The organism is Pseudoalteromonas sp. MelDa3, assembly GCF_002863625.1.
GTDB lineage: Bacteria > Pseudomonadota > Gammaproteobacteria > Enterobacterales > Alteromonadaceae > Pseudoalteromonas > Pseudoalteromonas arctica.
Window position 1 is genome coordinate 1 of sequence record NZ_PJBR01000237.1, and the last position, 10391, is coordinate 10391.

At 39.3% G+C, this 10391-nt stretch carries 7 protein-coding genes and 1 pseudogene; 6 read left to right on the top strand and 2 right to left on the bottom strand.

The features are described from left to right. Positions 1-258 (bottom strand): annotated as a pseudogene (locus CXF89_RS19960) (aminodeoxychorismate synthase component I); the annotation flags it as partial. Between the two features lie 155 nt (positions 259-413). Between CXF89_RS19960 and CXF89_RS19965 the strand changes: the two are divergent. The 5 genes from CXF89_RS19965 to CXF89_RS19990 all read left to right on the top strand — a co-directional run bounded on the left by CXF89_RS19965 (position 414) and on the right by CXF89_RS19990 (position 8793). Beyond that, positions 414-1940, top strand: coding sequence for a fumarate hydratase (locus CXF89_RS19965; RefSeq protein WP_121955566.1), 1527 nt, complete (start codon positions 414-416; stop codon positions 1938-1940). 426 nt (positions 1941-2366) lie between these two features. Further along, on the top strand, positions 2367-3407 hold the full coding sequence (locus tag CXF89_RS19970; protein ID WP_121955567.1) for a Leu/Phe/Val dehydrogenase: 1041 nt from the start codon (positions 2367-2369) through the stop codon (positions 3405-3407). Positions 3408-3857: 450 nt separating this feature from the next. Then, entirely contained in the window at positions 3858-4496 is a 639-nt protein-coding gene (locus CXF89_RS19980; protein ID WP_121955570.1) for a chloramphenicol acetyltransferase, read from the top strand. Between the two features lie 187 nt (positions 4497-4683). Next, positions 4684-5508 (top strand): M90 family metallopeptidase, encoded by an 825-nt coding sequence (locus CXF89_RS19985; RefSeq protein ID WP_002961680.1) that lies wholly within the window; start codon positions 4684-4686, stop codon positions 5506-5508. Positions 5509-5613: 105 nt separating this feature from the next. Continuing rightward, positions 5614-8793, top strand: coding sequence for an amidohydrolase family protein (locus CXF89_RS19990; RefSeq protein WP_121955568.1), 3180 nt, complete (start codon positions 5614-5616; stop codon positions 8791-8793). A 198-nt stretch (positions 8794-8991) separates the two neighbouring features. Here CXF89_RS19990 and CXF89_RS19995 read toward each other — a convergent pair whose 3' ends face one another. Next, the gene (locus CXF89_RS19995) at positions 8992-9333 is read right to left on the bottom strand and encodes a hypothetical protein (RefSeq protein WP_002961684.1); all 342 of its coding nucleotides are present in this window, start codon (positions 9331-9333) and stop codon (positions 8992-8994) included. Positions 9334-9483: 150 nt separating this feature from the next. On the opposite strand from CXF89_RS19995, the gene CXF89_RS20000 reads away from it, so the two are divergent. Continuing rightward, entirely contained in the window at positions 9484-10236 is a 753-nt protein-coding gene (locus CXF89_RS20000; RefSeq protein ID WP_121955569.1) for a Nif3-like dinuclear metal center hexameric protein, read from the top strand. The last annotated feature ends 155 nt before the right edge of the window (positions 10237-10391 follow it).

The window sequence follows — 10391 nt, forward strand, 5'->3', positions numbered from 1 at the left end:
ATCAAGATGCGAAAGCTCATTATTCATAATTTTAAAGCAGTTATCACTACTTTCTATATTATTTAAAAAGCTTTTATTATTTTTTACTTCAAGGGTATTTTGCGGCTCAATGGCAATAATATCAAAACGGCTGTTTATATGATTACTATTTGCAGAATCTAATAGAATTGCATAAGGCAAATGTGAAAAATGCGCAAAAACGTCAATGCAGTTTTGTGTTATGCCTAATTTAATACAATTTTTTTTATTGTTTAGCATTTACTGCCCCTTTAAGAACTGGCTCGAAACGGGCTGGGAGGGTATCATAAGTCAAATTTTTTGGCAGCACTAAGCTGTAAAAAACAGTGCAAACCACCGTCACCGGTTTGATTTAGATTACGCGACAACGCGTAACGGTAACTTAAGGAACCACTATGAGTACAATTTGTCAGCAAGACTTTATTGATAGCATTGAAGATGCATTGCAATATATTTCGTTCTATCACCCACTTGATTTTGTTCAAGCTCTCGAAAAAGCTTACAACAAAGAACAAAGTAAAGCGGCTAAAGACGCCATTGCACAAATTTTAATTAACTCACGCATGTCGGCTGAAGGCAAGCGTCCACTTTGCCAAGATACCGGTATTATTACCTGTTTTGTTAAAGTAGGTATGGATGTTAAGTGGGATAAAACAGATTTAACCGTTCAACAAATGGTTGATGAAGGTACTCGTCGTGCATATTTGAATCCAGATAACCCTTTACGTGCATCTATTGTTGCAGACCCTGCTGGCACGCGTAAAAACACGAAAGATAATACGCCTTCGGTTGTGCATATTGATTTAGTAGCGGGTGGTAAAGTAGAAGTAATGGTTGCGGCTAAAGGCGGCGGCTCTGAAAACAAAAGTAAAATGGTTATGTTAAACCCGTCAGATGATGTTGCTGAATGGGTAGAAAAAACACTACCAACAATGGGTGCTGGTTGGTGTCCGCCAGGCATGCTAGGAATAGGTATTGGTGGTACGGCTGAAAAAGCGGCAGTAATGGCTAAAGAGTCGTTAATGGACCCGGTTGATATCCATGAACTAATGGAACGCGGTGCGCAAACAACTGAAGAAAAACTACGTTTAGAAATTTTTGACCGTGCTAATAAATTAGGTATTGGCGCACAAGGCTTAGGCGGTTTAACAACGGTTGTTGATGTTAAAATTAAAACAGCACCAACGCATGCGGCTTCAAAACCTGTAGTAATGATCCCAAATTGTGCGGCAACTCGCCATGTACATTTTACACTTGACGGTTCTGGTCCTGCTAATTTAAAAGCACCTAAACTAGAGGATTGGCCACAAGTTACATTTGAAGTGGGCGAAGGCACACGTCGTGTTGACTTAAATACACTGACTAAAAAAGATGTTCAAGAATGGAAAATGGGCGAAACCGTTTTACTTTCAGGCACTATTTTAACAGGTCGTGATGCAGCGCATAAACGTCTACAAGATATGATCAACTCAGGTGAGGGTTTACCAAAAGGCGTAGACTTTGATAATAAATTTATTTATTACGTTGGACCAGTAGATGCAGTACGTGATGAAGCGGTAGGTCCTGCAGGTCCTACAACAGCTACTCGCATGGATAAATTTACCGATATGATGCTAGAAAAAACAGGCATTGTAGGCATGATTGGTAAAGCAGAACGTGGGCCTGCAACTGTTGAGTCTATTAAAGAGCATAAATCTGTTTATTTAATGGCAGTAGGCGGTGCGGCTTACTTAGTATCTAAAGCAATTAAAAAAGCACGCGTAGTTGCTTTTGAAGATTTAGGTATGGAAGCTATTTATGAATTTGAAGTAGAAGATATGCCAGTGACCGTTGCAGTAGACAGTGAAGGCGCTAATGCGCATACACAAGGTCCTGCGATCTGGAAAGCTAAAATAGAAGAGCTTGATAGCAAACTAAAATAACGTACGTTATGCTTTTAAAAGCGAGCCTAGTGCTCGCTTTTTTGTTTTTTAAATAGAGCCATTACCAATCTTACAGCTCTGACCAGTTTACGAGAAAGCTCACTTTTTACTGAAAACCTATAGGCAGCAGTACGTGGCGGGCAAGTAGCACGTGTATATTAAACTTTACATGCAATAGCTGTATTACGTTCACGTAAACGTAAATTGGTGTGGTTATTCTATTTATAGTTTTTAAAACTTACAAATGACGGTTTTGTGAATTTTTTATCTATATAAAGGTTTTAATTCGGTTATTTAATTTAAGCTTGATGTTTTCATCGGTTTTATCTTCTGTGAGTATAGCGAACTCGAATATGAAGTGATAAAGTCTCGGCAATTTCCAGCGCGCATACCCTCTCACGGGTTAACTATTTCGGAGTATTTTAAGTGGCTGTGTTTAATCGAGTTGAATTTGATAACCACGAACAAGTGGTTTTTTGTTCTGATGAAGAGTCGGGTTTAAAAGCAATTATTGCTGTACATAACACTAAGCTAGGTCCTGCTGTTGGCGGATGTAGAATGTGGGATTATGCGAACGACGAAGATGCAGTTTATGACGTACTGCGCTTATCGAAAGGCATGACTTATAAAAATGCAGTAGCACGTTTACCATTTGGTGGCGGCAAATCTGTAATTATAGGTAATGCGAAAGAAATTAAATCGGAACAATTATTTCGTGCATTTGGTCGTCAATTAGAGCGATTAAATGGCAGCTATTACTCAGCCGAAGACGTAAATATTACCTGTGCTGATGTTGCACTTATGAATAAAGAAACTAATTACGTACTTGGTCTTGAAGGCAAAAGTGGTAATCCATCACCATTTACAGCATACGGTACTTTTTTAGGAATTAAAGCCGCGTTACAACATCAACGTGGTCATCAAAACTTTGCAGGTATAAAAGTAGCCGTTCAAGGTTTAGGTGCTGTTGCTTATGGTTTATGTAAACATTTAGCCGATGCTGGCGCTGAGTTGTTTGTAACAGACATTAACCAAGCAGCTATTGATCGTGTTGTTAATGAGTTTGGCGCAACTGCGGTTGGCATTGATGAAATTTACGACTTAAATGTTGATGTATATGCACCTTGTGCATTAGGTGCAACTATTAACGATTTAACGATACCGCGTTTAAAGGCGACTATTATTGCGGGTTGTGCTAACAATCAGTTAGCTGAATCTCGCCACGGTGAAGTTATTCGTGAAAAAGGCATTTTATATGCTCCAGATTACGTAATTAACGCCGGTGGTATTATTAACGTTTATTACGAAACAGCACCAGAAGGTTACAGTAGCGATGCTTCAAATAAGCATGTTGAAGGTATTTTTAAAACGTTAACTGAAATCTTTGCTCGAAGCGAAAAAGAGCAAAAATCTACGCATTTAATTGCTGACGAATTAGCACAAGAGATCATTAAAAACGGTCTATAAATTTAAGCTAAAATGCAATAAAGGTGTGCAATTGCACACCTTTTGTTTATCTGTAAGTCAGGGTCTGTTGAACTTTGCGGATTAAAATTTGTTCAAGCTAGAGGCTGTTTAATCGCGGCGCGAGATTTGTAACCTAGTGGGCTCGATAACTGCTCCTGCGTTATTCTACTGACTTACATCCATGTAAGAATAAGTAAAAACCGAGCAACAAAGAGTAAATAGCCCCTAGGAAGAACCCTTTGGGCAGCTCCTGTTTGGCATTAATGCTACGTTATCGCCCATTTATGGGGAATAACCACACTGCATAGGCTCTGCCTTGCCTAAATACCAAACAGACTACTGCAAATTTAACCTTGAAAGATCAACAGACCCTAATGCAATTATTATTGAACAGCGGTACAATTTATTTTTAATTTTGTGCGGCAAATTATGACTTCTTCAACTTCTCTTATGCAGCCTATCGATTTGGATAATTGGCCTCGAAAGCAACATTTTGAATTATTTAAAAACTTCTCTCAGCCTTATTTTAATGTGTGTGTACGTTTAGATATTCAAACGCTATACGATTATTGTAAAACCAATCAAATTTCTTTTTTTCAAGCGTATGTGTATTGCACCTTAAAAGCTTGCTATGCATATGAGCCAATAATGTTACGTATAAATAATAGTAAGCCATGCTTACTTAATACTGTGCGTGCTAGTGTGGTTGAGCTTGCCAAAAACGACACGTTTATATTTAGTTATTTTAATTATAAAAACACGTTCAAAGAGTTTACTGTTCATGCAGAGCAGGTGGGTGAAAAAGCGAAGTCACAACCGCTTTTTTCTGATGCGTTTGCCCAAACCGAAGGACAGGCAGATTTAATTCATATATCTGTTTTGCCGTGGCTGAATTTTAGTGCGTTTTCGCATGCATTTAGTGAAGGGCAGAGTTTAGGCATTCCTAAATTTGTATTTGGTCAGTTTGATAAACACACAGGCACAATGCCTTTAGCTATCGATGTACACCATTCATTAATGGATGGTTTGCACGTAGCGAAATTTATAAACACATTGCAGGGTACATTTGACACCTTTTGCAAAGGTTAACTTTAAACACATCAGTAACGGCAGTGCAAAGCAGTAAACAATTTATAAGTAATCTATAAGTAATCTATAAGTAATCTATAAGCAATGCGATGTGAATTACTTTATATTCAAATACATAACCTTGTATGCTTGAAAAGCACGTGTGCTGGACATATTTATATACCATACTTTAGCTCAGGAAATCCCCATGATAAATGGACTGTTAATTGTTGTTTTAATTCTTTTTGTGGTGATTTTCTGGCGTTGGCCATCAATTCAAAACCGATTATGGCGCAGTAAATATAAAGACTTTGCTTTAAATTCGCAGCAAAAAGATATTTTACTGCGTTGCATGCCCATCTATAAAAAAATGACCGACGCCGACAGAGAAAAATTAGAGCGACATATTACGTGGTTTTTAAACGAAAAACGCTTTGTCGGTTGTGATGGCTTAAGGCTAACGTCTGCAATGAAGTTAATTGTTGCCGCCGATGCGTGTGTATTAGTACTTAATAAACCGTGGCCGTTATATAGAAATGTAAAAGAAATTTTATTATATCCAAGTGCTTATTATGCTCCGCAATCAACTCGCGATAGTGCAGGACTTGTGAGTTACCATAATACGGTAAGACTAGGCGAGTCATGGCCTGGCGGCACGCTCGTTTTAAGCTGGCATGATGTACTTGAGGGTAATCGTTTACCAAGCGATGGACATAACTTGGTATTTCATGAGTTTGCGCATCAACTCGATCAAGAAACAGGTAAAACAACGGGCACACCCATTTTAAAGAGCTCAGCAGATTACAAAGAGTGGGGCAGAGTATTTAGTCGCGCTTTCACCCAGTTAAAAAGCCATGTTGCCTATAGCATGCCGCATGTTATTCACAGCTATGGTGCGACTAACGAAGCTGAGTTTTTTGCTGTACTCACCGAAACCTTCCTCGAAAAACCCGCAGAGCTTCGCCGATACGATCCTGAAATTTACAGTATGCTCGTTAATTACTATCAATTTGACCCTATTGTTTGGCATTAAACCTACATAAACCGCGCTTTATCATATAACGCTGGCAAGTTGCGTTTGTTTTTGTTGCAATCATGTGAAATAGTTTTTACTGCAACAATAACAAGCGAGAAACGCATGAAAAAAATGCTTCATACAGTATTGGCGCTGTCGGTGTCATTAGCGATAGGGCAGGTAAATGCCGCTGAAAAAGACGAACAAAAATGGCAAGTAGATTCACCTAAGGGGCAATTTGTTGACGCTGCAATTAGCGTTGATCAGGGCACATGGATGAATATAGATATTAGCCCTGATGGTAAAACCGTGGTGTTTGACTTACTTGGCGATATTTATACTATGCCAATGAGTGGTGGTACAGCCACAAAGCTCACCTCTGATATTGCATGGCAAATGCAACCACGCTTTAGTCCTAACGGCAAAAGTATTGCGTTTACCTCCGATCAAGGTGGTGGCGATAACATTTGGATAATGGACTTAAATGGTGAAAATCAACACGCTGTTACCGATGAAACCTTTAGATTACTAAATAGTCCTGCATGGAGTCCTGATGGCGACTACTTAGTTGCGCGTAAACACTTTACAGCTAGCCGCTCATTGGGAGCAGGTGAAGTGTGGTTGTATCACAAAGCGGGTGGCAAGGGCGTACAGCTTACAAAACGCGAGAACGATCAAAAAGATTTAGGTGAGCCAATGTTTTCACCTGATGGTCGTTATGTATACTTTTCGCATGATGCAACACCCGGTAAAACCTTTCATTATTCAAAGGATTCTGTAGCGGGCATTTATAAAATTAAGCGCTACGACCGTGAAACGGGTGAAATTGAAACCATAATCGATACGACGGGCGGTGCTATTAGGCCTACACCATCACCAGATGGTAAAAAGCTTGCTTATATAAAGCGTGATGACTTTCAAACTAGCTTGTATTTATATGACTTAACTAGCGGTGAGCACACTAAGCTTTACGATAAGCTTGAGCGAGATATGCAAGAAACATGGGCTATTCATGGTGTATACCCAACTATTGCATGGACCCCCGATAACGAAGAGTTAGTATTTTGGGCTGGTGGTACAATTCACAAGCTAGATGTTGCAGACAAATCTGTAAAAACCATTCCTTTTAAAGTGCAAACCACTAAAAAAATTCAAAAAGCAGTGCGCTTTACACAAAACTTAGATACTGATGAATTTGATGTAAAAATGCTGCGTAATGTGCAAGTAAGCCCAGATGGCGAAACGGCAATTTTTGAAGCGCTTGGGCATATTTATAAACGCGATTTAGAGTCGGGTAAAATTAAGCGTTTAACAAAGCAAACTGATCATTACGAATTATTTCCACAGTACTCTCGCGATGGTAAAAAAATAGTTTACACCACATGGGATGACAACAAACAAGGGTCTGTAAGGGTTGTGTCTGCGCGCAGTGGTCGTGGCGATACAATAACTAAAGAGCCTGGCAAGTACGTAGAGCCTACGTTTAGTCCAGATGGGAAAACGGTTGTTTATCGAAAAGCCACGGGGGGCAGTATTTTAAACCCTAAGTGGTCACTTAATCCGGGGGTTTATAGCGTAAGCGCAAAAGGCGGTAAAAGTGAGCTTATTTCAAAAAGTGGTTATCAACCACAATTTGGAGATGCAAACGATCGCGTTTTTATAATGAGTCCTTGGCCAAAACCAACGCTTAGTGTAGTTGAGCTTGAAAGTAAAAAAGTTCGCAAACTATACGAGTCAGAGCATGCGACTGAATTTAGAGTATCACCAGATGGGCAATATCTGGCTTTTGCTGAGCGATTTAAAGTATTTGTAACGCCGTTTGTTCAAAGTGGTAAAACAATTAATATTGGGCCTAAAGACAGTCAATTTCCAATAGAGCAGTTATCGGTACGTGCTGGTGAAAACATTAGCTGGAGTGCTAAGAGCAACAAACTTTATTGGACATTAGGGCCTGAGCTTTATCATGCAAGCCTTGAGGGGATGTTTGCCATTAACAAAGCCGAAGATGCCGACTTTAAAGTAAAAAGTGGCGATAATATCGGTTTCAGTAAAAAAATGGCAGAGCCTAAAGGTATGATTGCGCTCACTGGTGCAAAAATTATAACTATGGACGGCGAAAAGGTTATTGAAAATGGTGTCATTATTACTGATGGCAAGCATATTAAAGCTATTGGTACAGCCAGCGATATAAGCATTCCTAAAGGTGCTGAGGTTATTGATGTAACAGGTAAAACTATTATGCCTGGTATTGTTGATGCTCATGCACATGGCTCGCAAGCAAGTGACGAAATTATACCTGAGCAAAACTGGAAAAACTTTGCAGGTTTAGCGCTAGGTGTTACTACAATTCACGATCCATCAAACGATACCTCAGAAATATTTACCGCAAGCGAAATGCAAAAGGCAGGCATGATTGTTGGCCCGCGTATTTTCTCAACCGGTACTATTTTATATGGCGCAAATATGCCAGGTTATACGTCGCATATTGACTCGTTAGACGATGCTAAATTTCATTTAGAGCGCCTTAAAAAAGTAGGGGCGTTTAGTGTTAAATCGTATAACCAACCACGCCGAGAGCAGCGCCAACAAGTTATTGAAGCAGGCCGGATGCTTGAAATGATGGTAGTACCAGAAGGTGGATCATTATTACAACATAACTTAAGTATGATTGTAGATGGACACACAGGTATCGAGCATTCAATCCCTGTAGAGAACATATACGACGATATAAAGCAGTTATGGTCGCAAAGTGATGTTGGCTATACACCAACACTTGTAGTGGCTTATGGTGGCATTTGGGGTGAAAATTACTGGTACGATAAAACTGATGTGTGGAATCATCCGCGTTTAAGTAAATTTGTGCCTAAAAACCAATTATTACCACGCTCTATGCGCCGCATTAAAGCGCCCGATCATCACTATAATCACTTTAATAACGCACGCGTTGCTGCTGAGCTGCAAGACCTAGGTGTATTAGTTAACTTAGGTGCTCACGGTCAGCGTGAAGGCTTAGGTGCACACTGGGAGATGTGGATGTTTGCACAAGGCGGAATGACACCGCTTGAGGCTATACGTGCTTCAACACTCGATCCGGCTAAGTATTTAGGGCTTGATAAAAACGTAGGCTCGCTTGAAGTGGGCAAACTGGCAGATTTAATGGTTATAGATGGCGATCCGCTTAAAAATATTCGAGATTCGGATAAAGTAGATTACACCATGATCAATGGTCGATTATTCAATGCAGAGACAATGAGTGAAATGGGTAAAAAAGAGCGCGAACCACTTTACTTCGAAAAGTTATAATTTATTTTGATCTTTTGAAAGCGGCTACATAGCCGCTTTTTTTAGTCTTACTCAACTTATAAGGCTCTATTTTTTTGATTAAATGGTGCAATTAAGGTTGGAAGACGATAATTAATATAATTTTTAGATATTTTTTAGCAAATAACGCACATAAAAAAACCGCTTAACGCGGTTTCTTTTAAAAATCATAAATGTTGATTAAACAACACCGCGCGGTAAGCGACAGTCATGATCTTTACGAGCTAAAATTACAATCCAAAGTTCTTCCGCTGTGTAACCTTCTTCGTTTTCGGTAACAACAGTGAATGGCGCTTTTTTCTGTGCTTTAACAGGCGCAGCTGCTTTTGGTTTTTTCGTTTTAGTTGTTTTACCAGAGTTTAACTTTTTAGTAAGCTCTGCTACGTCAGCTAGGCGTAAATTTTTACCGCCATCAATGCTGTACCAACCAGGTTTAGTTGTGATTTCAGGTTTTTTACCATTGGCAGTTTCGTACGCTGCTTCAAAGGCAGATAACACTTCTGTTTTGTCTAGTTTGCTCATCAGAGACCCTATACGTTGTGAACACAGATAAAGAAGAGGTATTTATACCTATTTTAAAACAGTTTTTCAATTTTTTGCGATTTTCCTTCCATTTTAGGGCTATAAACGCCAAAATTTGCACAAAATTCAGTGCTAAGTAAGGTAAGTTATATGCAACGTAGAGAATTTAACCAACTCCTAAATGACATTTTAAAACCTCAATTAATTAAAGATTTTTGCCCAAATGGCTTACAAGTTGAAGGTAAAAACGAAATTAAAAAAATTGTGACGGGTGTAACCGCAAGTCAAGCTTTAATAGAAGCTGCCATTGAGCAACAAGCAGATGCTATTTTAGTTCACCATGGATTTTTTTGGAAAGGGGAATCCCAACCAATAACGGGAATGAAAAAGCGTCGTATAGGTGCGTTATTAGCACACGATATTAATTTATTTGGCTATCACTTACCACTCGATATTCATCCAGCAGTTGGCAATAACGCGCAACTTGCAAAGTTATTGGATATTGAAATTGAAACAGGGCTAGAGCCAACTTCAAATAGCGTAGCAATGAAAGGGCGTTTAAAAACACCATTAAGTGGTGAAGATTTTGCAGATAAAATTGCAAAAGTGCTAAATCGAACCCCACTCACAAGTTTAGTGCGTTCAACAAAAATTGAAACCATTGCACTGTGCACCGGTGGTGGGCAAGGGTATATTGATTTAGCTGCAGAGCAAGGTATTGATGCTTATTTAACGGGTGAGGCATCGGAGCAAACAATTCATAGTTCTCGTGAGCAAAACATTGATTTTTTTGCCGCAGGGCATCATGCAACAGAGCGCTATGGTGTAAAAGCTCTGGGTGAGTTACTTGCTCAAGAGCATGGTTTTGATGTGACATTTATAGATATAGATAACCCAGTTTAACTAGGCTATCTATTAGTTAACCTGAACTCTACTTGAGATAGATTTATTATCTAGAGTTCATATATGGTCTCCTCCAGTATTGCAAGGTGTCATTCAACGATAGCAGGGACAGGTTTGCTGTCATATATACGGTCTTTTAGTGAAGATTATTACTC